Annotated in this window: 22 protein-coding genes; 10 read left to right on the plus strand and 12 right to left on the minus strand. The window is 37.9% G+C overall.

Translation table 11 applies throughout. The features are described from left to right. Positions 1 to 128: 128 nt before the first annotated feature. The 4 genes from pgi to D172_RS11325 form a co-directional block, all read right to left on the minus strand. Positions 129 to 1,775, minus strand: coding sequence for a glucose-6-phosphate isomerase (gene pgi, locus D172_RS11310; protein ID WP_007375909.1), 1,647 nt, complete (start codon positions 1,773 to 1,775; stop codon positions 129 to 131). Between the two features lie 400 nt (positions 1,776 to 2,175). Continuing rightward, on the minus strand, positions 2,176 to 4,431 hold the full coding sequence (locus tag D172_RS11315) for an aminotransferase class V-fold PLP-dependent enzyme (RefSeq protein ID WP_007375910.1): 2,256 nt from the start codon (positions 4,429 to 4,431) through the stop codon (positions 2,176 to 2,178). Between the two features lie 137 nt (positions 4,432 to 4,568). After that, on the minus strand, positions 4,569 to 5,639 hold the full coding sequence (locus tag D172_RS11320) for an AI-2E family transporter (protein ID WP_007375911.1): 1,071 nt from the start codon (positions 5,637 to 5,639) through the stop codon (positions 4,569 to 4,571). Next, the gene (locus tag D172_RS11325; protein ID WP_007375912.1) at positions 5,632 to 5,850 is read right to left on the minus strand and encodes a hypothetical protein; all 219 of its coding nucleotides are present in this window, start codon (positions 5,848 to 5,850) and stop codon (positions 5,632 to 5,634) included. The genes D172_RS11320 and D172_RS11325 overlap by 8 nt, the downstream gene beginning before the upstream one ends. A 147-nt stretch (positions 5,851 to 5,997) precedes the next feature. Here D172_RS11325 and D172_RS11330 point away from each other — a divergent pair, with 147 nt between their 5' ends. From D172_RS11330 to D172_RS11350, 5 genes are read left to right on the plus strand one after another with little or no spacing between them, the layout of a single operon-like run. Then, on the plus strand, positions 5,998 to 6,663 hold the full coding sequence (locus D172_RS11330; protein ID WP_007375913.1) for a hypothetical protein: 666 nt from the start codon (positions 5,998 to 6,000) through the stop codon (positions 6,661 to 6,663). A 1-nt stretch (position 6,664) separates the two neighbouring features. Continuing rightward, positions 6,665 to 8,122, plus strand: coding sequence for a M48 family metalloprotease (locus D172_RS11335; protein WP_007375914.1), 1,458 nt, complete (start codon positions 6,665 to 6,667; stop codon positions 8,120 to 8,122). Between the two features lie 53 nt (positions 8,123 to 8,175). Next, complete coding sequence (gene arsC, locus D172_RS11340) at positions 8,176 to 8,523, plus strand: arsenate reductase (glutaredoxin) (protein ID WP_007375915.1); 348 nt, start codon at positions 8,176 to 8,178, stop codon at positions 8,521 to 8,523. Then, entirely contained in the window at positions 8,523 to 9,077 is a 555-nt protein-coding gene (gene wrbA / locus D172_RS11345; protein WP_007375916.1) for an NAD(P)H:quinone oxidoreductase, read from the plus strand. The genes arsC and wrbA overlap by 1 nt, the downstream gene beginning before the upstream one ends. Then, positions 9,074 to 9,517, plus strand: coding sequence for a DUF2069 domain-containing protein (locus D172_RS11350; RefSeq protein ID WP_007375917.1), 444 nt, complete (start codon positions 9,074 to 9,076; stop codon positions 9,515 to 9,517). Before wrbA ends, D172_RS11350 begins: the two co-directional genes overlap by 4 nt. Before the next feature lie 137 nt (positions 9,518 to 9,654). On the opposite strand, the gene D172_RS11355 is transcribed toward D172_RS11350, so the two are convergent. Continuing rightward, a complete protein-coding gene (locus D172_RS11355) occupies positions 9,655 to 10,992 on the minus strand; it encodes an ankyrin repeat domain-containing protein (RefSeq protein WP_007375918.1) in 1,338 nt (445 codons plus the stop codon). A gap of 218 nt (positions 10,993 to 11,210) precedes the next feature. Then, positions 11,211 to 11,804: an MlaC/ttg2D family ABC transporter substrate-binding protein gene (locus tag D172_RS11360; protein WP_007375919.1), complete on the minus strand. Its 594-nt coding sequence runs from the start codon at positions 11,802 to 11,804 to the stop codon at positions 11,211 to 11,213. A gap of 243 nt (positions 11,805 to 12,047) precedes the next feature. On the opposite strand from D172_RS11360, the gene D172_RS11365 reads away from it, so the two are divergent. Together D172_RS11365 and D172_RS21285 are read left to right on the plus strand one after the other, a co-directional pair. Then, positions 12,048 to 12,584 carry an acyloxyacyl hydrolase gene (locus D172_RS11365; RefSeq protein ID WP_007375920.1) on the plus strand — a complete coding sequence of 179 codons (537 nt, stop codon included), beginning with the start codon at positions 12,048 to 12,050 and terminating at the stop codon, positions 12,582 to 12,584. 94 nt (positions 12,585 to 12,678) lie between these two features. After that, complete coding sequence (locus tag D172_RS21285; RefSeq protein ID WP_007375921.1) at positions 12,679 to 12,825, plus strand: DUF2897 family protein; 147 nt, start codon at positions 12,679 to 12,681, stop codon at positions 12,823 to 12,825. Positions 12,826 to 12,861: 36 nt separating this feature from the next. Here the strand turns inward: D172_RS21285 and D172_RS11370 are convergent, their stop codons facing one another. Together D172_RS11370 and bamC are read right to left on the minus strand one after the other, a co-directional pair. Beyond that, positions 12,862 to 14,232 carry a YjiH family protein gene (locus tag D172_RS11370; protein WP_007375922.1) on the minus strand — a complete coding sequence of 457 codons (1,371 nt, stop codon included), beginning with the start codon at positions 14,230 to 14,232 and terminating at the stop codon, positions 12,862 to 12,864. Positions 14,233 to 14,298: 66 nt separating this feature from the next. After that, positions 14,299 to 15,357 carry an outer membrane protein assembly factor BamC gene (gene bamC, locus D172_RS11375; protein ID WP_007375923.1) on the minus strand — a complete coding sequence of 353 codons (1,059 nt, stop codon included), beginning with the start codon at positions 15,355 to 15,357 and terminating at the stop codon, positions 14,299 to 14,301. A gap of 360 nt (positions 15,358 to 15,717) precedes the next feature. Here bamC and D172_RS11380 point away from each other — a divergent pair, with 360 nt between their 5' ends. From D172_RS11380 to D172_RS11390, 3 genes are all read left to right on the plus strand, one after another. Further along, positions 15,718 to 16,251, plus strand: coding sequence for a glycine cleavage system protein R (locus tag D172_RS11380; protein WP_007375924.1), 534 nt, complete (start codon positions 15,718 to 15,720; stop codon positions 16,249 to 16,251). Between the two features lie 11 nt (positions 16,252 to 16,262). Then, a complete protein-coding gene (gene bcp, locus D172_RS11385) occupies positions 16,263 to 16,742 on the plus strand; it encodes a thioredoxin-dependent thiol peroxidase (RefSeq protein ID WP_007375925.1) in 480 nt (159 codons plus the stop codon). A 291-nt stretch (positions 16,743 to 17,033) separates the two neighbouring features. After that, the gene (locus tag D172_RS11390) at positions 17,034 to 18,071 is read left to right on the plus strand and encodes an IS110 family transposase (RefSeq protein ID WP_007379114.1); all 1,038 of its coding nucleotides are present in this window, start codon (positions 17,034 to 17,036) and stop codon (positions 18,069 to 18,071) included. A gap of 879 nt (positions 18,072 to 18,950) precedes the next feature. Here D172_RS11390 and D172_RS11400 read toward each other — a convergent pair. The 4 genes from D172_RS11400 to D172_RS11415 form a co-directional block, all read right to left on the minus strand. Continuing rightward, positions 18,951 to 19,343: a toll/interleukin-1 receptor domain-containing protein gene (locus D172_RS11400; RefSeq protein ID WP_007379107.1), complete on the minus strand. Its 393-nt coding sequence runs from the start codon at positions 19,341 to 19,343 to the stop codon at positions 18,951 to 18,953. Beyond that, positions 19,343 to 19,879 carry a TIR domain-containing protein gene (locus tag D172_RS11405; protein ID WP_033023938.1) on the minus strand — a complete coding sequence of 179 codons (537 nt, stop codon included), beginning with the start codon at positions 19,877 to 19,879 and terminating at the stop codon, positions 19,343 to 19,345. The genes D172_RS11400 and D172_RS11405 overlap by 1 nt, the downstream gene beginning before the upstream one ends. Continuing rightward, positions 19,879 to 20,532: a tetratricopeptide repeat-containing protein gene (locus D172_RS11410; RefSeq protein WP_007379108.1), complete on the minus strand. Its 654-nt coding sequence runs from the start codon at positions 20,530 to 20,532 to the stop codon at positions 19,879 to 19,881. Before D172_RS11410 ends, D172_RS11405 begins: the two co-directional genes overlap by 1 nt. A 105-nt stretch (positions 20,533 to 20,637) precedes the next feature. Further along, positions 20,638 to 21,806, minus strand: a protein-coding gene (locus D172_RS11415; protein ID WP_420713787.1) for an IS3 family transposase whose coding sequence is annotated in 2 segments (ribosomal slippage) — positions 20,638 to 21,560 and positions 21,560 to 21,806 — 1,170 coding nt in all. Because the reading frame shifts where the segments join, the coding sequence is not laid out codon by codon here. Positions 21,807 to 21,832: the final 26 nt, after the last annotated feature.

Consider the following 21,832-nt stretch of genomic DNA (forward strand, 5'->3'; position numbering starts at 1 on the left):
TTATCATTTGCGCTTATTAAATGAGCCTTAGGGGCCCTGTATCTCCTCTCACAAAAATACAGACCCTAAGCACTCCAGCGCTACCCGTTCAAAGGTACTCGGTTTACTTACTTACGTAAGCGAATTTTTTACTGCGTACGGTTTTGCTTGTAGTACGCCATTAAGCCGTTTGTCGAACTATCATGGGCGTGTTTTACGCTTTCATCAGTGAGTTCACTTTCAATTTTAGATGCTAACCCTTTACCTAGCTCTACACCCCATTGATCAAACGAGCATATTTCTAAAATAATGCCTTGGCAGAATATCTTATGTTCATACAGTGCAATTAAACGACCCACTGTTTTAGCATCTACAGTATCTAATAACATTGATGTTGTAGGACGATTGCCTTGATGAATTTTATGATTTAATAACTCATCAATCTCTGCTTGCGATTTACCCTTAGCGGTTAAATCAGCTGTAACTTGCGCTGCATCTACACCACTCATCATCGCTTCTGTTTGTGCAAAGAAGTTCGATAATAAAATATCGTGATGTTTATCAACATTCACTTGTGGTTTAACTGATGCAATAAAATCTGCAGGTACAATTACATTACCTTGGTGTAAGCACTGATAAAAGGCATGCTGACCATTAATACCCGTCATGCCCCAAATAATTGGAACCGTGGTGTAAGGTACCGTTTCGCCCGCAAAGTTAACATGCTTACCATTACTTTCCATTTCTCCTTGCTGTAAATAAGCTGGCAACATATGCAGTGCTTGATCGTACGGTAATATAGCTTGCGCTGTATAACCTAAAAAGCTCGTATTCCATACACTAAGCAATGCCATAATTAATGGTATATTTTGCTCAAACGGCGCAGATTTAAAGTGCTCGTCTATTTCAAACGCACCTTCTAAAATTGCTTCAAAGGCGTCATAGCCTAAATATAAAGCAATGGGTAAGCCTATCGCACTCCAAAGTGAAAAGCGACCGCCAACCCAATCCCACATAGTGAATACGTTTTCGTCGCTGATACCAAAGGCTGCCGTTTTTTCTAAATTTGTACTTACTGCAACAAAATGCTTTGCAATTGTACTTTCATCTTTTGCTGTTTGTAAAAACCAATCAACGGCTGTTTTAGCGTTTGTCATGGTTTCTGACGTAGTAAATGTTTTTGACGAAATAACAAATAATGTTGTTTCAGGATCAATGGCTTTTAAAACAGACGAAATTTGTACACCGTCAGCATTAGATACGTAATGAACATTCAATGTATCATCTGCCAGTGCTTTTAATGCCTCGGTTGCCATTTGCGGACCAAGGTTAGAGCCACCAACACCAATACTTACAACATCTTTTACCGCTTTGCCGGTATAGCCTAGCCATTTTCCGCTACGAACTTTTTCAACAAACACTTTAATTTTAGCTAATTCGTTATCTACTGCTTGTGTCACGTTTTCACCATCAACAATGAGTGGTGTATGAGCACGATTGCGAAGTGCCGTATGCAGTACTGAGCGATTTTCAGTGATATTAATTTTTTCACCACTGAACATTTTATCGCGCCACGATGCAATATCGCAATCTTTAGCAAGCGACATTAAGTTAGCAAAAACATCGTTATCAATAAGTTGCTTAGAATAGTCGAATAATACGCCAGGTACTTGAGTAGAAAACTGAGAAAAACGCGTGTCATCTTGTGCAAATAACGTTTTCAGATGTGTTTGTTTCATCTTAGCTGCACTTTGTTCGAGTGCTTGCCAACTTGCTAGTTGCGTTCGGTTAGACATGAGAATACCCTCTAAATTTTTCAACCAATTGATTTAAAAATGCTTTTTATAAAATAAAAACGATAAAAATTGCTTATTCACACTAAAATAAAACGCCGATAGTATAACTAAAAATGCAAAAAAGGTGCTGTTTTTATAATTTTAGATGCAGATGATAACGCAATTTTTAGCTTTTGACACCGGTATCATAAAGATTTTATAAATTAATTTACCTGTAATTTTAAAGGCACCTGCCATAGCTTAATTGATTAAAATGAAATATTGATGAATTTTCATAAGCACAATAATTACTTTATATAGTTATTCACTAATTACTGTACTTGTTTGCCTTGCGATCAAATCGACCTTAAAAACAAAAAATCGGCCCTAAAGCCGATTTTGTATAAATTACAATCTTTGTTTAATTGCTAAGCGCTAACCCACCATTTAAATTATAAACAGCTTTATAACCCAGCCGCATTAAATTACTCGCAGCAATTTTTGAGCGGTTACCACTGCGGCATAATAAAATGTATTTGTTATTTTTGTTCAACTGTCCTTCAAATACCGCATTCGCCATTCTGCTAAGCGGTATATTTAATGTTTTTTCATCGAGTATATTAAATAACTGGGCAACATTATTTGCGCCGTGTTCGTATGGCTCGCGTGTATCAATTAAATATACATCGCTGGTGTTTAACATTATTTTAGCGTCATCAAAATTTAATTGCAGTGTATCTACTTCAGGTAGCGCATTTACATAACCGCACAGTTGTGTGTTATTCACTTGTTTTGAAGCATCGTACTGCTGCTTTTCAATTACAAATTCATCAACTGAAATACTGCCGCTCACTAACGCATTGAGTAATGGCGTTTGGCTTTGCTGAACGGCCCAGTTCATAGCAAAACATTGTTGGTAGTCGTGCCCTGAGCAAATAATACTAATGTTATTTAGTTGCTCGCTTATTGCTAAAATAGAGCGAGCCATAGCTTTTGCATCCCCACCCATAAGGGAAGTATTGCCAAGTCCTGCAGGCAGAATTAAATCACCACAAAAACAATAACGCGTTTCGCCACTACTGTTTTTTAATAAATAACTTACGCTATCTTTGCTATGCCCAGGTGTAGCAACTTTTTCAAGTGCGTCATTTGCTAAGCTAATATTTGCTGCGCCTACGGGCCAACCTAGCGAATCAACCTCACCTTTTACAACTCTTGATGCAAGAACGCTGGTTAACAAATTAGTCGCTGACTCTCGCTCTTGATGAAGATGAGTATTAAGCACCGCTGAAATAGTTAGATCTTGTGTATTGGCTATTTTTTCAAAACGCGGAATAAGCTCAATAATCGGGTCTATTATAACTGCGTGTTTATCATCGCTCACATAAAGCCAACTACATGCACCTTGGTGCCTAAATTGAGTAAGGCCCAGTGCGCACACTTCTTGCTGTGGTGTCGTACTGTCAGACACGATTAAACAGTTTGCTTGTAATATTGTTCTTAGAGCGCGAATACGACCACAAGCATTATCAATATCTTGCTGTGTTGCCGCAGGTCCAAACGAAAGTCTAATTGCGTTTTCGCTTTGCCATTTGCTTGCACCCATTGCATCTAAAACAAAACTTGTTGATGCCCCCGTACTACAAGCCGAGCCTCCACTTACGCGTATGCCCGCCGCATCAAATAAATCAATCACCTCTTTGCTTGTTAAATCGTTAACAGCAAAATTAAGTGTAGTGGGCACGCTATAAGCAAAGTCGTGATTAAATGTAATATTGCCAAAGGTATCTACAATTGCACTTTGTAATTGACTGCGATAGGAATTAAGTACATCAACTGATTTAAATGTGCTGCCTGATTTATCAAGCAACAGACTAAATAGCTTATTTAGCCCTGCAATACCGGGTAGATTTTCGGTGCCTGAACGCATTCCACTCTCTTGACCGCCACCCGCTATAAAAGGTGTATACGCACTGCCACTACGAATATATAAAAAGCCAATACCCTTGGGCGCATAAAGCTTATGCCCCGAAAAAGGGGCGTAATCTATTGTTGTGTCACTCAGCGCGAGTGCCTGTTTACCAAGCGCTTGCACGCAATCCACCATCCACGATACATTTTTATTGCGGCTACGAATTACCTGCTCAATAGCGGGTAAATCTTGATATACACCGGTCTCGTTATTAACGGCCATGGTGCAAATCATCAATGCATTATTAATATGCTCTGCAATAAAATCTAAGTCTAAAATACCGTTACTATCCACTGGAATAGCAAGCACTTCAGCGTTAATGTCAAGTACGCTATTCCAATGTTTAAGTGTATTTGGCACCGCTTTATGCTCAGTTGCGCCATATAATAATACTGGGTTTTTAACTGGGTATTTTTTAGCATTAATAAGCGTAGAAACTACTGCTGTTTGAATGCCTTCTGTCGCGCCAGACGTAAATAAAATATCGCCATTACTTGCGCCGATAACAGTGCGTGCTTTTTGACGTGTTTGTTCTAATAAATGCTTGGCTTGAATGCCTGTAATATGGGGACTTGAAGGATTACCAAAACAAATTTGCATAGTATGAGAAACAACATCAGCAATACAAGGCAACACAGGAGTGGTTGCGTTTGCATCAAGGTAAACTTGTTTTACTGGCTCATCGTGCAATAAAAAATCAGACATTAAAAAACGCACCTTATTACTAAAAAATATATCTTATTACCAATAGTACATAACTTTACAGGTAATGAGTAATAATCAATTAGCACTAGAGGTGCGTTTACTATTCTTTTTTAAACTAAAAGTCTGTTTACCTAACCTTAACCCTGGTTACTTAACTCTTCATGGGTTGACGACCAGGCTGTTATTAGCGCTTTTACTAATGAAGCCAACGGGATGGCAAAAAACACCCCCCAAAATCCCCATAAGCCACCAAAAAATAATACTGCGACAATTATAAACACCGGATTCAAATCAACCGCCTCAGAAAATAACAGTGGCACAAGTACGTTGCCATCAAGCGCCTGAATAATTCCGTAAATAATTAAAATAGTCCAAAACTGCGTTTCTAGGCCAAATTGAAATAGCGCCACGGCCGCTACGGGTATAGTCACAAGAGCAGCACCCACAAACGGAATTAACACAGAAAAACCAACTAACACACCTAGTAACGCCGCATAACGCAAATCTAAAACGGTAAATGCAATAAACGACACACCACCAACAATCAAAATTTCAAACACTTTACCGCGAATATAATTCATGATTTGCTGATTCATTTCGTTCCATACTTGCAAAATTAAGCGTCGTTGTTGAGGAATGAGTTTAGCTACGCTTCCTGTAAGCTCTAACTTATCTTTAAGCATAAAAAATACAAGTAACGGTACAAGTACCAAATAAATTAACCAAGCAACCACATCTTTTAAAGAAGTAAGCGAAAACGACAACACCACTTGGCCAAACTCAATAACTTTAGCCTCTACTGTTGCAACAATTGCTTGTACTTGCTCAGTATTAATCAAACTAGGGTATTGTTCGGGTAAAGCCAACAAGTAAGACTTCCCCTGCTCTACCATGTGTGGGGTTTCTTGTACTAAATTACTTGTTTGTTGCCAAAGTACCGGACCTATAACTAAAATAAGCGTCAACATAATGCCGGTAAATACCAACATCACAATAACCGTTGCTGTAAAACGCTTTAAACCAAAGCGCTCTAAATGAAGTACAGGCCAGTCAAGTAAATAAGCGATTACAAGAGCAACCAGTACTGGCACTATTAAAGAGCCAAAAAAATAAAGTAAGGCAACCGATGCCAATAATAAAAATAATAAGGTAACCGAATGAGGATCCGAAAACTTTCTTTCGTACCATGTTTTTACATATTCAAACACGTAATGGCTCCACTAATAACAACCCTTGTTGTTTATTTAAATTGTAACTATAAGCATATTTTTTCAAAAATCGTTCTATATCATCAACGTTTTCATCGTTATTTAAACTAAAAGTGATACTTTGTTGTAATGATGATGCTTTACGCAAGCCCAATTTAAACTGAATAAACTGTTGAGGACACCTATAAATTCGCAAATCTTGTTGTAACATACTCGCTTTACCAATTTATTAAAATGAATAATAAGTCACATAATCACGGTCTTATTTTTATAACACGTGAACAAATGTAACTTTTTCTTAAAACAACCCCTGCAATGGTTTATCCTGTATACCATAGTTAGTAGTAAGGATAAGTTAATGCCTGGCACGCATAATAAAGCGCAACTACCAAGTAATCCAACACTCAAAGAGATTAATTGGTTTAAAAAGCAAATAAATTGGGGGGAGTTACCTCCTTTTTATCATTTAGTTGCTTCCTCAGTCAGCGAATCTGAGGGAATATTAGAGCATGGTTTTGACAACGCTGTTAAACAGCTTATTAATAAACGCAACTGGAATTTAGACTTATTAGAAGGCTATGAAGATAACTTAGGTGAAATCCACACCAAAAATAAGCCTCGAATAGCACTTCATCAAGTGTTTACCGACCGCGGTTTTGAACTTTGGGCGCAACCTTATGCAAAAGACGTAGTCATAGATCAGTATATAAAAGGAAACCGCTTTGTTGAATTTAAAGTATGGGATCCTATTTCAATGAAAAGCCTGATCAGAATAAACCAATTACATAAATTTGTTGGCTTTTATTTTGAAAGTGGCGACAAAGCTGATAAAGCACTTATATTACATGCACACAAAGTAGTTCATAAAATTATTACTTTTTTGCAGCGCGAATTGAACGTTGTAAAGCTTGATGGAGTCACAATAAAAGAACTATACCAATTGTGCGAAAAAGACAGCCGTGCAAGTAGTGACGAAATAGACATTGCCAAAATTGCTATTGGTGAACCAATAAACAAGGAATAAAATGCAGCTAAAATCAGCCTTTATGACTTTATGCAGTGCCGCACTTACATTTGGCCTATTAGTAGGTGAGCCTTTAAAGGCGCAAACCAACTTTACACTTCCTGATTTAGGAACGTCAGCATTACAAGCACTTCCACTCGAAAAAGAACAAGCGATTGGCGAAGTAATGATGATGCAAATAAGAGGCTCATCGCCAGTAATTAACGATCCTGTACTTGATGAGTACCTAACTACGATTGGCCGCAAACTTGTAGCAAATGCTAATGACGTACGCTTTCCATTTTCATTTTTTTGGATAAACAACCCTGAAATTAATGCGTTTGCATTTTATGGCGGACACGTTGGCGTACACACAGGCTTAATTGCTCAAGCCGATAACGAGAGCCAGTTTGCCTCGGTACTCGGGCACGAAATTGCTCACGTAACACAGCGCCACTTAGCACGTAGAATACAGCAGCAACAAGATAACAGTGCCTTGACCATTGCTGGTATGATTGCCGGTATATTGGCAACGGTTGTTGCACCTGATGCAGGTATTGCTATTATTTCAGCGAGCCAAACACAATCAGCTTTTAGCCAGCTAACCCATAGCCGCTCAGCCGAGCAAGAAGCTGATCGTATAGGCATGCAAACACTAAACAATGCAGGCTTTGATGCCCGTGCATCAAGTGAATTTTTAACCAAGCTAGCCGCGCAAATTCGTTACAAATATAAGCCACCTGCATTTTTATTAACTCACCCATTACCTGAAAGTCGAGTATCTGATGTGCGCTTGCGTGCTGAGCAATTTCCGGTGCGTTACCTAACACCGAGTCTTAATTTTAACTTAGCAAAAAGCAGAGTACTAGCTCGCTACGACAATAAGCCTGAAAACGCTGAAGCACTGTTTAGAAAATTAATGCGTGAAAAAAATTACGATAATACAGCATTAAAATATGGCCTAGCTATAAGTTTGCTCGATCAGAAAAAACTTGATGAAGCACAACCTATATTAGATGAACTGTTACAAAGTGATCCTAAAAACCTATTTTACATAGATACAAAGACCGACTTACTCATCGCGCAAGAAAAAGCCGATGAAGCGGTTAAATTTTTAGCCGAGTTAAACAATTACCGCCCTAATAACCAAGTAATTACCCTTAATTATGCTAATTCGGCACTGGAAGCTAAACAATATGAATTAGCAGAGACCATACTTAAGAGTTTTTTACTTGAAAAGCCAGATCATAGCCTAGGTAAACAATTACTTGCCGACACTTATAAAAAACAAGATAAACTAGCAGCCTACCACGAGGCTAATGCCGATGTATTATCGCAATATGGTGCTTATTTAAAAGCCGCTGACGAAATCCAAAAAGCACTTAACTTCGTAGAATCAACAGAACTTGTAAAGCAGCAACGATTAAAAGCCTTGCTTACCCAATATCGTCGTTTACAAAAAGAGCTTGCAAGGCTTTAAGTCTGCAAGCGCTTGCCCTAAAATAGGCGAAACTTAATATTTGGATACATTTTATGTCTGTTACTCTTTACCATAATTCGCGCTGTTCTAAATCACGCGAAACACTTGCCTTATTACAAAGTAAATCTGTAGAGCCAACTATTGTCGAATACCTAAAAACACCACTGACTCACGAGCAAATTTCAACCCTTGTAAGCCAACTTGGTTTTTCATCGGCACGTGAACTAATGCGTACCAAAGAAGATGACTACAAAGCGCTTAACCTAAAAGATGAAACGCGCGAAAATGCACTTATTGATGCCATGGTAAAAAAACCTAAACTGATTGAGCGCCCTATTGTTGTTAACAACGGTAAAGCTGCTATTGGTCGTCCACCCGAAAACGTATTAAGCGTTTTATAATGAGCACAACCATAGTGGTACTTTATCACTCTAGCCACGGTTCAGTTGAAGCTATGGCACATGAAATAGCTGAGTCAGTAGAGCAACAAGGCGCAACTGCACTGCTTCGCACGTTTGTAGCTAAAAACGCACACGATATCGTAATAACCAAAGATGATTTAATTAATTGCGATGGCCTTGCATTTGGCACGCCAACCCGATTTGGCATGATGGCCTCTCAAGCAAAAAGCTTTTGGGAAACCACCAGCGACTTGTGGCTAAAAGGCCAACTAATCGATAAGCCAGCGTGTGTATTTTCGTCATCAAGTAGTATGCATGGTGGAAATGAAGCAACCTTACTTAACTTATCTCTGCCATTATTACACCACGGCATGATGCTACTGGGCGTGCCATACGATGTGCCCGAACTACTTGCAACACAAACCGGTGGAACACCATACGGTGCAACACACGTCGCTGGCAGCGCTAACAGTGCACAGCTAAGCAAAGACGAAATTAAAATATGCCAAAGCGTTGGTAAACGCCTTACTCACATTGCGAGAAAACTTAAATGAATACAGCTGACAATCCAGCTAAAAAGCCAATTACAATAAAATTTCAACGTGCCGCACTATTTGGCTATGTAGGTTTGCTTGTTCTAATTCCATTGTGGATGTATTTTGTACCCCCTCTAAACGGTAATGCGAGCTTAGTATCTTTATTTTTGCCCATCATTCCGTTACTGCTGCCACTAAGAGGCATTATTAAAGACAACACTTACACCTATGCGTGGGCTAACTTTATTGTAATGCTGTATTTTATTCACGGGCTTACCATGCTCTGGGCGGCGCCAGCTGAACTGATATGGGTATTATTGGAGCTTGTATTTGCATCCGCCATGTTTATTGGTTGTACATATTATGCACGGCATCGCGGTCAAGAACTTGGTTTAAAAATCCGTAAACTTAAAGAAGAACTTGCAGAAGAAAAAGCGGCAAACGAGCACAATAAATAGCGTAAACCATAAGCAAAAAAACCGTGTTTAAAGTTAATTAAACACGGTTTTTTATAAATAATTTGACTGTTTTTACACTTACAAAAACCTGCTTATATAAGGTCAATTTATTCAAATATTTTATAGGTTGGCATTAGCTAAACTAAATCACTCAAAGCAGTGAGGGTCACAATACCAGCTAAACCCAGCTGAGCAACTAAACTAACCAAAGAAAATACCCTAAGTATAAACAAACCCCAAGGGTGTTTTATATGAGGATATAAAGCACAACGCTTTAGAGTGGTTGCAAAGAAAAAACACACCACTGCAATCATGGTTAACGTAAGCGTTAGTTCGCTTTTTATAGTAATTGTTTCATCAAAAAAGAAAAACAATTGTAACGGTAAAAACAACGTCACGATAGCATGTAAAGCATGCACCTTTTTAATACGATCAAATTGACCTTCAGGCGACAACTCTTTAATTCCAAAGTCACGTTCTAAGCATTTAACTAAGTTATTAGCCTTAATATTAACGGCCAAACGGTAGCAGCTTAACCCTTCGTTGTTACGCGCTCTAAAGTCGTAGCCACTTTTAAGTAACAACACCATTAATGATTCATTTTTAGCAAGTACAGCATAATGTAATGCTGTATTCCCTAAATTGTCAGCCGCTTTTTTATCTTGCTTTGAAAGTAATGTTTCCACAACATTTACAAAGCCTTTTTCAGCTGCCCACATAAATGCTGTTTTATTATTTTCATCGGCAAGAACACCGGTAGCACCTTGTTCAATAAAGCGCATAGCCATGGTTTGTTTGGCTGTTTTTTTACGCAAGTGAGTTAATAAAGCTTTCTCTAAAAGAACAACAGAATCAACGTCAGGAGATACCTGCGTAAGCAACGTAAAATAGTCTTTACCCGTTGCCACTTTTTCGCTAGCAAGTTCACAAAGCACATCTAAATCAGCAATAGACTCTGGAATAAATGCACTTAAGCGTTCTCTAAAATCAACTTCTTTCCAGAGTGATAGCGTGTCAACAGCAGAGAGTTTACTGCCATTATTTAAGGCATGTTCAATTAACGTAAAATAACGCTTACTAAAAAACAAACCGAGTAACGACAGAGGCGTACTAATATCATTTTGCGTGGCAATACTTGCGTACTGCTCTAATCGCTCGCAAAGCATTAGCACTAAACTTTCAGGGGTATATTCATTATCGTAGTAGTGGCTTTTAACTGCACTAATATACGCTTGCGCATCTTCATCATATTCAGAAATATGTTGAAAAAAGCACTCTTCAAAAGGTTCAAGTGGAGTTAGCCACGCCAAATAATAAATAGGCGGCAAAACAGTGGTGCAAACACCATCATCTTCATTAGTAGAACGACAAGCAGGCCAAGCTTCTAACGCATCTAAAATAAAGGCACCGTTTTGTTCTACAAGTCCTTTAATCAGTAACGGGTATTCCTTTGGCCAAATCAGTACATTTTCCATTAAAACAACACAACTCCAGTGTAGCTCGGGTGAGTGGTCAGTTATAACAGTTTTTAGCTGACACCACGCTTAATCAAAGAACTGATATTCTACCACACCTTGATCGCCACGCTAGAGCAAAGTCGATGAATAAATGAAATTATAAAAACAACCAAGTACATAAATACTTGGCTGTTTTTGAGGTTGGAGTTGGGCTTAATCAGAGCCAGACAAAATCGTTATTTATTTTTTAACTCTTTAGTAACTTGCTCTAAACCTACATCTGAAATACGTTGGATAATCTCTTTTTGCTTAGCGCTTAATAACGAAATACCCTCAGCAACAATGTCGTATACTTTCCACTCATTGTTTTTACCTAATCGAAGCTTAAAGCTTAAATCTATTGTTGGTGCATTAGGCTCTATAATTTGTGTATTAACCGTTGCATACTCAGAATCGCTTATTGCATTATTACGTTCAAATACAACCTTTTGACCCGTGTATTTCATCAATGCACCAGCATAAGTACCCGTTAAATAATGCTCTACTGCATCTATAAATTGAACTGCTTGCTCGCGCTCAATCCCTTTAATATGCTTACCTAATAATTTAAACGAGACAAACTTAACATCAATATGTGGCATTAAACGTTTTTCAACAATCTCAGACATTGCTTCTTTACTTGCATTCCCTTTTGCATTTACTTTGCCTATATCGGCGAATAACGTATTAGCAACTGATTCTAAAAGTCGATCTGGGGATTGCTGTTCTTGTGCAAAAAGAGAACTGCTTAAAAATGCAGTGCCTAGCAGTAATAGTTTAATTAGTTTCATAATAAGTTTTGTCTGTGTGATTAAGATGATTGTAATTTACGCGAACTATACGCAATAAAAAAGAAGCAAATAAGCAACTTATTAGTGCCTAAACAGCACCAATAAAATAACTAAATATAATTCAAGTAGTTACTATTTTATATTAACACCTCATAAACAACCGGCATTTTATCCTCATTGAATTTGTTAACTGCTCGCCCTTATCATTTGGATATCACTTTGAATTAAACAGAATTGGTATCTATGAAAACGTCACTTAAAATATTTTTTATCTCTTTTTTATTAGTAATTTCGTTTTTTGGCAAACTTGCTTTTGCCCAATCGGATCACGGTTACGCTGTAGACTTTCTTAAAGGCGAAGGTAATGTCAATGGCGTAAAAATAGCCTACCAATACCATGCGCCTAGTATGCAAAGCCTCATTGGTGATGCGCGATTTTATTTTGAGACAAGTGTAAATATGTGGGAATATCGGCACGGCGATGAAACACAATCGAACATAGTTTTAGCCATGTCGCCTGTATTACAGTTTCCGGCGTTTAGTTTCAATAACACACCATTTTACGTTGAAGCTGGTATTGGTGTGTCATTGATTGATGAAACTCAATTTGCAGGTAAAAACATCAGCACCCACTACCAGTTTGAAGACCGTATTGGCCTTGTTGCCGACCTTGGAAAAACCAACGTGGCACTTAGAGTTATTCACTATTCAAACGCAGGATTTAAAGAGCCAAACCCAGGCCTTAATTTTTTAACGCTTTCGATCGCTAGGCGTTTTTAAAAGCAATTTATTGGTTGTATTTTTTAGTTATTTTATTGATGTTATAGCGTGAAACGGTCACACTTAAACGTACTAAATATTAAGTGATACTGCGATGCAAACTTGGCATATTGTAATTATTGTCGCCGTTGTTTTTACCATTATCATTGGTAATATTGCGCTGATTAGACTCTCTGCAAAAAAGGAGTTTAAAAAGCCCAACGCCAATATAAAAAATACAACAGATACAAAAAAGCCCTGATTAATCAGGGCTTTTTAATTCATTAAATCGTTCTATTTAACCAACTAACCAATGCGCCATAAAAGCAATAATTGGTAGAGTAATTAACGTTCTCAAAATAAATATCACAAACAATTCAAATATATTAACCGGTATTTTGCTGCCTAACAGCAACGCACCAACTTCAGACATATAAATAAGTTGAGTAACACTCATAGCCGCAATAATAAAACGCGTTACATCGCTCTCAATAGTACCGGCTGCTAATATTGACGGAATAAACATATCAGCAAAACCGACCATAATAGTTTGTGCAGCTGCTTCAGCCTCTGGTACTTGCAGTAATTCTAAAAACGGAATGAATGGCATCCCCAAATACTGAAAAATTGGCGTGTATTCAGCAATAATTAACGCAAAAGTACCCACAGCCATAACCACTGGCAACACAGCAAAAACCATATCCAGTGCATTATGTACGCCCTCTTTAACAGTACCGACAAAACCTGGGGCTTTATCTGCTTTAGCGAGTGCAACATCTAAAGAATGGCCAAACAGTGTTTTACCCGTTGGAACTAACTCCGCGTTAGCATCAGGCTTTGAGCCATCAATTAATACATCCTTTTTAAAGCGTAATGGAGGTAAACGAGGCACAATAATAGCAGCCACAACACCCGCTAAACATACCGTTAAATAAAACGGTGCAAATAAGTACTCAAGTTTAACTTGGCCAATAACTACTAAACAAAAAGTAATAGATACAGCGGAAAAAGTAGTGCCGATAATAGCGGCTTCGCGTTGTGTGTAGTGCTTATCTTCGTATTGGCGAGCCGTCATTAAAATACCTACGCTACCATCACCTAACCACGATGCCACACAGTTAACAGCGCTGCGCCCTGGTACACCAAACAAAGGTCGCATAACTTTCGTTAATAAAGTCCCAACAAGCTCAAGCAAACCAAAATTAAGTAATAAAGGCAGTAACAGGCCAGCAAGTATAAATACCGAAAACAATACAGGCAGTAAATCATTTAACACCAATGCCCCTGTATTTTCAGAAATAACGGCATGTGGCCCTACTTTTAAATGCGTCATTAACACAAACACAGTGCCAAATAAACGCGTAACCAGCCAAATCCAACTAACGTTGAATAAATGATTTAAAAGTGGAATTTTACAAATAACTTGCGGTTTAAATACACTTACAACGAATGAAAGTAAGCCCGTAGCGCAAATAATTAACGTAATAATAGCCTGTGCTGAATCTGCAAAAAAAACTTGCATTGCTTTAGCCATCATAGCGATAGGAATGGTCATTACTTCACCGGTAGAAACCGGTGTCATAAACAAAAAAACACCAATTAGTGAAGGTACTAAAAACGTAAACCAAGTACGCCAATCGTACTGCGTAGAAGTCGGTAATTGAGACATATTTTTAACCTATAAAAACCACAAAAAGAGCTTAGCGCTCTTTTTGTAGTAAAAATTTATTCTTATTTAAATTTTAATGCCGCGCTGAATGAGTGCCGCTTCTAATGCTTGTTGTAAACCGTTCATAGTACCTGGTTCAAGCGTTTCGCCTTTATCATCCATCCACGTTAAGCTTGTACCACCTTCTTTAGTTTTACTCACTAAAATTTGGTATTGCCCTTCATCAATAGGTAATTGAGTAACTTCGTCGCCCCAAATAGAATCCCAAACGCTGCTCTCTGGTGTTTTATAATCAGCTGTGATTAAACCTGTATCTTGGTTAATTTCAACAATAGTGAATGACAAACGCTCTAAAAAGCCAGAGAAACGGTCAAATACTGCATCGTAAGATTGCTCAGTAACCAGTGCCGCATTGCCTTTATTATCAAAGCCCATTTCAAGTGAAATAATACCTTGGCGTTTACGTAAATCGACTTCTAACTGACGGTAACGGTAATCAAATTCACTCACTACTTGGTTAAGCGCGCGCACTTCTAATTGCTGCTTAAGTAAATCGGTTAGTGCGTTATCACCTTTAAAATCAATTAAATCAACACGCAAAGACGCAGTTCGCTGATGTGATTTTTCTTCAATAGTAAACTTGAATTTTTCTAAATCAGCATTCTCGTCACTGCCCCAAAGCCAGCTTTCTTCTGTTTTAATAATTGAATACCAATCAGTTTCAATAATGCCTAACAGTTTATCTTCTTTGGTTGCACTTACGTTATTGTCAGCTAAAACGGCTTTAATTGAATCCCAAACAAATTCATCTAAATCGTCAATGCCATCATTTTTATCAAAATAAACACGAGCCAGTTTATCTGTTTCTTCAACCCAGCTGCCCTTAGCTACCGTAAGAACCTGAGCAGGTGGACGATAGTTTGTAGCCACAGGGTTATTATCGTATTGACCTATATCCATTTTATAAACGGGATCTTGGGCTGGTTGCGATAGAGACGCTGGCGCTTTAACTGGCTCATGCGTGCGGTAATTACGCTCATTATGTGCATCGTTAGTAAATACACTACACCCTGATAAACTTACCAATACACTTACAGCAAGTGCTTTTGGGATCCAATACTGCACAGATATTTCTCCTTAGCATACCCTTTAATTGTTTTAACAAGTATATGAGTGGGTTATGCCGATTTGGTTCAGTGTAAAATCAATATTAACTTTACATTTATTATTTGGCTGCCTAATTGCAATAAAGTTCAGCACTTCAACTTAGAAAAAATCTAAGTGCAAATAAGCAAATTTTAGCTATGGTACTTTCCTGTGCCAGTAAAAACAAGAAACACCGCACTTTAAAAGCGCTTAATTAGCCCGCATTGTAGTTTATAGAGTGTTTTGTGTTAAACTTCGCCGCCGTGCAACTTCTCAAGTGTATTTAGTTGCGTTGCCCATTGCGTTGTTATAATCCAAGTAACTTAGGTATTTTAACCCATGACTGCATTTTCAAATCATCAAATTGTGTTAACTGCTATTGGCGAAGATAGGCCGGGTATTGTGAGCGAACTTACACAATTAGTTAGCGACTGCCACTGTAATATTATAGATAGCCGTATCGCTATTTTAGGCTGCGAATTTACCTTTATAATGTTACTCAATGGCGACATGTCAGCTATTAGCCGTATTGAACACGTACTCCCTACTAAAGCCATGGAACTTGGCCTGCTTACCATGATGAAGCGCACCGCCAGTCATACACCCAGTGAATTTTGTGCCGGTTATACCCTCGAATACACAGGGATCGACACACCGGGGACACTAAGTAAAGTAACGCGCTTTTTTGCCGACAGCAACATTAGCATTTGCTCACTAAAATCAGATACCTACTCTCAAGAGGACGACATTAAAATGCGTTGTGAACTTGAATTCAATATACCGGTTGATGTAGATATAGATCAATTTAAAATTAGTTTTGAGAGCCTTTCTCACACGCTAAACGTAGATTATATTTTTAAACGAATTCGTTAAGGATGCTAAACATGAACACAATTAGTCCATTACAAGCTGGCGATACAGCACCCGCTTTTAGCCTACAAAACCAAAACGACGAAACAGTAACATTAAGCGAGCTGTTAAAAGAGCAACAAGTGCTTGTGTACTTTTACCCTAAAGCCTCTACACCGGGTTGTACGGTTCAAGCCGAGAACTTACGTGACCAACAAGCAGAGCTTGCTAAATTTAATACCCGCGTTGTAGGTATTAGCCCAGATCCAATTAAGCGCCTTAAAAACTTTGAAACTAAAAAAGAGCTTAATTTTGACCTATTAGCCGATGAAGACCATGCCATTGCAGAAGCATTTGGTGTATGGGGCTACAAAAAATTTATGGGTAAAGAGTACGATGGTATTCACCGCCTGACGTTTTTAGTAGGCCAAGACGGTAAAATAAAACACCTATTTGATAAGTTTAAAACCAAAGATCACCATCAAGTAGTGTTGGATTATCTTGCGGCAGAGTAATCTCGCAGCAGGATAAACTAGCGGCTGAGTAAGTTAACTACCAGCTATTAGAAAAATACAGAAAAGCGTTGCTCAAGGGCAACGCTTTTTTTATGCTAGTTATTAAGAATTTTGGTTAAGTAAAAGCACGACCGAGGGATAAATAGGTAGTCAATAATTTTGATGTATGAAGTCAAGATTTGACCCCTTTAGTTCTTGAAGTCAAGATTTGATAATCATATAGAAAGCTCCTCGAGTTTTTCGATACAGTTGTGTTGACCAAAACATAAACAGTACCTCGAGGAACTTAGTATGAAACTATATGGTGGAATTGACTTGCATTCAAATAATAGTGTTATTGCTATCATTAATGAACAAGGTGAAACGCTTAGCTGCAAGCGTTTAAATAATGACATGTCTGTCATTTTATCTTTTTTAGCCCCTTATAAAGACAAGTTAACAGGGCTTGTTGTCGAATCAACATTTAATTGGTATTGGTTAGTTGATGCATTAATGGATGCAGAATTTAAACTACACTTAGCGAACCCTGCTGCAATTCAACAATATTCAGGTTTAAAACATGCTGACGACCATAGTGATGCACGTTGGCTAGCTGAAATGCTACGTCTAAATATTCTGCCTGAAGGCTATATTTACCCCCGTGAACTCAGGGCTGTTCGCGACTTAATGCGTAAACGAATGGACATTGTTCAACAGTCCACTAAAAACTTATTATCGGTGCAAAGTTGTTACATGCGTCATCTTGGTTATAAGCTCAGTAGCAACAAAATAAAGCAAATGGCAGCTATAAGGAAAGGCGTTGATACTGAGCAGGTACACGCAGATTTTAGCTCAATGAATACTGCACTGTCAGTCATTTCTAACCTCTCATTAATACGCTGTGCTCAACAGCAAATCAATGCAATAGAGGGCGCTATTTTAAAACAAACATCACTCTCCCCTGAGTTTATAAACCTAACAAGTATTGATGGAATTGGAAATACTTTAGCACTGACTATTATGTTAGAAACTGGCACGATTAGACGTTTTGATAGCCCAGGAAACTTCTCATCGTATTGTCGCTGTGTTAAAGGGGCAAGGTACAGCAATGGAAAGAAAAAAGGCGCTACGAATCAGAAGAATGGTAATCGTTATTTAGCGTGGGCTTTTACTGAGGCCGCTAATTTTGCAATTCGTTATAACCCAACAGTTAAAAAATATTATCAACGAAAACTGGCTAAAACAAACAAGGTAGTTGCGATTAAAACGGTTGCACATAAGCTCGCAAGAGCGTGTTATCACGTGCTTAAAGACAATGTACCATTCGATGAACACAAGGCGTTTGCTTAGCGTCTATAAAACAAATTAGGTTAACGTGTTGAGCTCGTAATGGGGTTGGTAAAACCATTAGATTTGATTGAGCCTGCACGTTAACCGCTCATATTTTAAATACTGGATATGCCCAATGTTTGAGCCACAAAGGGTTGGTTATGTGTAAGCATAAACCACAGACTTGTTACAGCGCAGTGTGTAAACACAGCCAGAAACTGGACTGACATTGGTACTAAACGATGACTGAGGCGAAAGCCAAGGGCCTTAATTAATCATCAATAATGCTTAATTAAACTGCCTAAATTCATATGGGTGACTGGTGCATATTCACACCAATCGACGTCATTACTAGTTGCGTAGTCATATTTAAATTGAGTCTAAATAATAAGATCACTTGGTTTTTGAATAAAAAGATCAAGAAAACACAGCTGCCTGCTTGACCGAAATTTTCTAATGGGTGACCCCTTTAGTTTTCAAATATGAAAGATATCAAGAATAAAAGTATCAGAAAAATCCTTATCCTCTTAAAGAAAGCCATTTTTTTATATTCTTCACTGCTGATTAGCTCACTATATTTGTTGCCAGACTTAATTGCTGACTTGATATCTTCAAACGTTATTTTGCTATCTTGAAGTGCTAATCTAGCATAAATCTGAGATGCAAAAATACCTTCTAAATACATAAGAACCAGAAAGCCAAGTACACAAACTATTGTAAAAATCAAAGGAATTTCCTTCCAATAAGCCATGTATGATTTACAAAACCATAGGCAGCATAGCCGACGTTTAAACCAGTACAAGCCAGTACCAATGTCGGCTCTTGCACCGTCACCAGTAAACGTAAAATCCCCTTTACCAAGAAATAATTGTGGGGATCCCTCAGGACTTATCCCCTTGATTAAAGTTTATTCAAGTTATAGCTTAGGCTGTTCATGTTCCATTGAGCTGAAGTATAATTTGTGTAATTAAGATCAGTTGGTATTCCATAGTTCGTGTCATTAATATGTGTAACCACCACTTTTAATCCTTTTGAAATAGCAAGTTGCACCTCACGCTTAATCCATGGACTATTATGAGAATTTTGACCAATAATAAAAAGTGCTTTATCACACCCTTCCATTACACTATTGATTTCATTGTCTATAGCATTTTCACCCTGCGATGATACATCTCTTGTAACATAAACAAATTTCCCATCAATGCTACCACCATTATTTTGCAGCATAGAGCTAACTGCCTTTACTATCTCTTGATCTGTGAATTTATATGAAACAAATATATTTTTAGCCATTAGCTACAACTCCTATTATTTTTAAACTTATCTCTTGGGTTATTTATCCACTTGATATGGGTTTTTCTCCTATCAAATGCGGCATCAATAGCATTCGTCAATGTGTCTTTTCTTTTAGGGTACTCCATAGTTCTAGCGTAACAATCTTCTGGCTTACCGTCCTTTTTTAAGTTCAAATTCAATCTGTTTGGATAGCCATTACCATTGTAGCTAGGTAATTTTATTCCCAACATACCATTAGGAGTAACCTTTTCACTGTTTCTTAATGTTGATTGCAACTCCCAATCAACATATTTTCGGGCCCAAGTGCATTTACCCAACATAACTAAAGTCACTGTCGAATCTTTTAAATATAGTTCTCTAATTCTTCTCATAACATAATCGGAATCATCACTATTTATTACATCACCGGGCATTTCTTTCCCAATCCCTCGTGTAATGAAAACATCTTTATCTTTGTCGAATTCTTTAATGAATTCCTTAACTTCATCTTCATCGTCTTTATGATATGAAATAAAACACTTATGCTTAGCCATTATTTAATCACTCCATGTAATTCATTAATTTTTTGTTTATTTTTTTCATAAGTAGAAACTTCCCATTCATCAGGTGATTCAATCATAAACAATGCTTCATATTCTTTATGTTTATCATCGCTTTTTAATACAAAATAGCAGTGAGATAACGTTGCATAAATCCACTTTCTATCAATTCTTGTTTCAATCTCTCCAAATTCAATAATATCCAACAAAGCTGAGATTATTTTTTTGCGTACTTTTTTTGCCTCAAATCTAGAGTGAGCTTGTTCATCTGGATCTTCACTAACATTCGATTTCATATCTAAACAAAGCGCGTAATTTTCACCTGTATAATAGTCATTTCGGATGTTGAAACATTTCCCATAATAACTAATGGCTCGGTTTAAAGATGCTACATCTCCATTTATTAACCATTGAGTTTTATATATAGCCCCCGTAATACCGAGAGTTTCAGGATCACTAGTGGCAACTTCATCAGGCGACAATTCAGATATAATATTTAATGCATCTGTGAGAGCGGTTACAGGGCTAGGGATTTCAGATTTATAAACACTTAATGCCCTTTGCTGAATGAAATATGGTTCATTAGGTGCGCTTTTATGTGCCTTTTCCCAATATTTAGCTGCTGACTCAAAATCACTTTCTTTCATTTTGTTTTTTGCTTTTTCTACAACAGCAAATATTAAACTTTCTTTTTCAGCTAAATCGTCAATTAGTGATATATTGACGTGGTCAACTAAATTCAGTCACCCTAGTTAAGAAACCATATCTAATGTTTCGATTCGTTCTTCAAAGTCATTTGGGCTTTGATAATTTAAGTACGAATGTAAGCGACGACTGTTGTACCACATACAGATGTAATTCATTACATCCTGTTGAGCCTCATAACGCGTTGGGTAGTTTTTCCAATGCACGCGCTCTTGCTTCAAACTACCGAAGAAGCTTTCTGCAACAGCATTATCCCAGCAACAGCCTTTCTTACTCATGCTACCAATGAAGTCATTTGACTTGAGCAATTTACGATATTGGTGGCTTGCATATTGAACCCCTTGATCTGAATGGATAATTAACCCTGTTTTGGGCTGGCGTTGCCACATCGCCATAGTCAGTGCGTCACAGACAAGCTGCGCTTTCATTCGTGAGCCCATGCTCCAACCAACGACTTTGCGCGAATATAAATCAATCACTACCGCCAGATACAACCAACCTTCTGCAGTCCAAACATAAGTGATATCTTGTACCCAGGCTTGATCAGCTGCTTCAACGTTGAAGTTTTGCTCAAGTACATTGGGATAAATAGGCTTATTATGCTCACTATTCGTTGTCACTTTGTATCTCTTTTTATAACGCACCCAGACATTTGCCTCTTTCATTAGCTGTGCTGTTTTGTAACGACTCACCGGAAAACCGAGTGCATTTAAGACTTTCTGAATACGCCTTTCACCGTAAGTATTATCACTGAAGTGCGCTATGTCCTTGACACAATCAATCATTTCTTGATGTGTTGGATCCTCTGATTTAGTTGAGAATCGCTTTTGATAACTATAGTAATTGTTACTTTTTACACCCAGTATTCGGCACATTGTCGCCACAGGCCAGGTCTTCTTGTATTGGGTTATGAACGAATATTTCACTTCGTTTCTTTGGCAAAGAAGACCGTCGCTTTTTTTAATATTTCACGCTCCATTTCTAGGCGTTTCACTTGCGCTTTTAGCTCTCTGATCTCTTCTTGCTCAGGGGTTAAATTACCGTTCCCTCTAAAAGCATGCCCATCATCATTTTCAGCTTCTTTTATCCAGCGACCAAGCATGTTGGGATTTACCCCTAAATTTCTAGAGGCTTCTGCTTGTGAGTAGTTTTGCTCAACAACTAATGCGATAGCATCAAGTTTAAATTCTTTGGAATACTTTTTACGTTTTGTCATTATCGATCTCCAGTTAAGTTGATTAT

The sequence above is a fragment of the Pseudoalteromonas sp. Bsw20308 genome (assembly GCF_000310105.2).
GTDB lineage: Bacteria > Pseudomonadota > Gammaproteobacteria > Enterobacterales > Alteromonadaceae > Pseudoalteromonas > Pseudoalteromonas fuliginea.

Excerpts from the sequence above, each read along its gene's own strand:
- pgi (WP_007375909.1), bottom strand. The coding sequence starts at position 1,775 with ATGTCTAACCGAACGCAACTAGCAAGTTGGCAAGCACTCGAACAAAGT.
- D172_RS11315 (WP_007375910.1), bottom strand. The coding sequence starts at position 4,431 with ATGTCTGATTTTTTATTGCACGATGAGCCAGTAAAACAAGTTTACCTT.
- D172_RS11325 (WP_007375912.1), bottom strand. The coding sequence starts at position 5,850 with ATGTTACAACAAGATTTGCGAATTTATAGGTGTCCTCAACAGTTTATT.
- D172_RS11330 (WP_007375913.1), top strand. The coding sequence starts at position 5,998 with ATGCCTGGCACGCATAATAAAGCGCAACTACCAAGTAATCCAACACTC.
- D172_RS11335 (WP_007375914.1), top strand. The coding sequence starts at position 6,665 with ATGCAGCTAAAATCAGCCTTTATGACTTTATGCAGTGCCGCACTTACA.
- arsC (WP_007375915.1), top strand. The coding sequence starts at position 8,176 with ATGTCTGTTACTCTTTACCATAATTCGCGCTGTTCTAAATCACGCGAA.
- wrbA (WP_007375916.1), top strand. The coding sequence starts at position 8,523 with ATGAGCACAACCATAGTGGTACTTTATCACTCTAGCCACGGTTCAGTT.
- D172_RS11350 (WP_007375917.1), top strand. The coding sequence starts at position 9,074 with ATGAATACAGCTGACAATCCAGCTAAAAAGCCAATTACAATAAAATTT.
- D172_RS11355 (WP_007375918.1), bottom strand. The coding sequence starts at position 10,992 with ATGGAAAATGTACTGATTTGGCCAAAGGAATACCCGTTACTGATTAAA.
- D172_RS11360 (WP_007375919.1), bottom strand. The coding sequence starts at position 11,804 with ATGAAACTAATTAAACTATTACTGCTAGGCACTGCATTTTTAAGCAGT.
- D172_RS11365 (WP_007375920.1), top strand. The coding sequence starts at position 12,048 with ATGAAAACGTCACTTAAAATATTTTTTATCTCTTTTTTATTAGTAATT.
- D172_RS21285 (WP_007375921.1), top strand. The coding sequence starts at position 12,679 with ATGCAAACTTGGCATATTGTAATTATTGTCGCCGTTGTTTTTACCATT.
- D172_RS11370 (WP_007375922.1), bottom strand. The coding sequence starts at position 14,232 with ATGTCTCAATTACCGACTTCTACGCAGTACGATTGGCGTACTTGGTTT.
- D172_RS11380 (WP_007375924.1), top strand. The coding sequence starts at position 15,718 with ATGACTGCATTTTCAAATCATCAAATTGTGTTAACTGCTATTGGCGAA.
- bcp (WP_007375925.1), top strand. The coding sequence starts at position 16,263 with ATGAACACAATTAGTCCATTACAAGCTGGCGATACAGCACCCGCTTTT.
- D172_RS11390 (WP_007379114.1), top strand. The coding sequence starts at position 17,034 with ATGAAACTATATGGTGGAATTGACTTGCATTCAAATAATAGTGTTATT.
- D172_RS11400 (WP_007379107.1), bottom strand. The coding sequence starts at position 19,343 with ATGGCTAAAAATATATTTGTTTCATATAAATTCACAGATCAAGAGATA.
- D172_RS11405 (WP_033023938.1), bottom strand. The coding sequence starts at position 19,879 with ATGGCTAAGCATAAGTGTTTTATTTCATATCATAAAGACGATGAAGAT.
- D172_RS11410 (WP_007379108.1), bottom strand. The coding sequence starts at position 20,532 with ATGAAAGAAAGTGATTTTGAGTCAGCAGCTAAATATTGGGAAAAGGCA.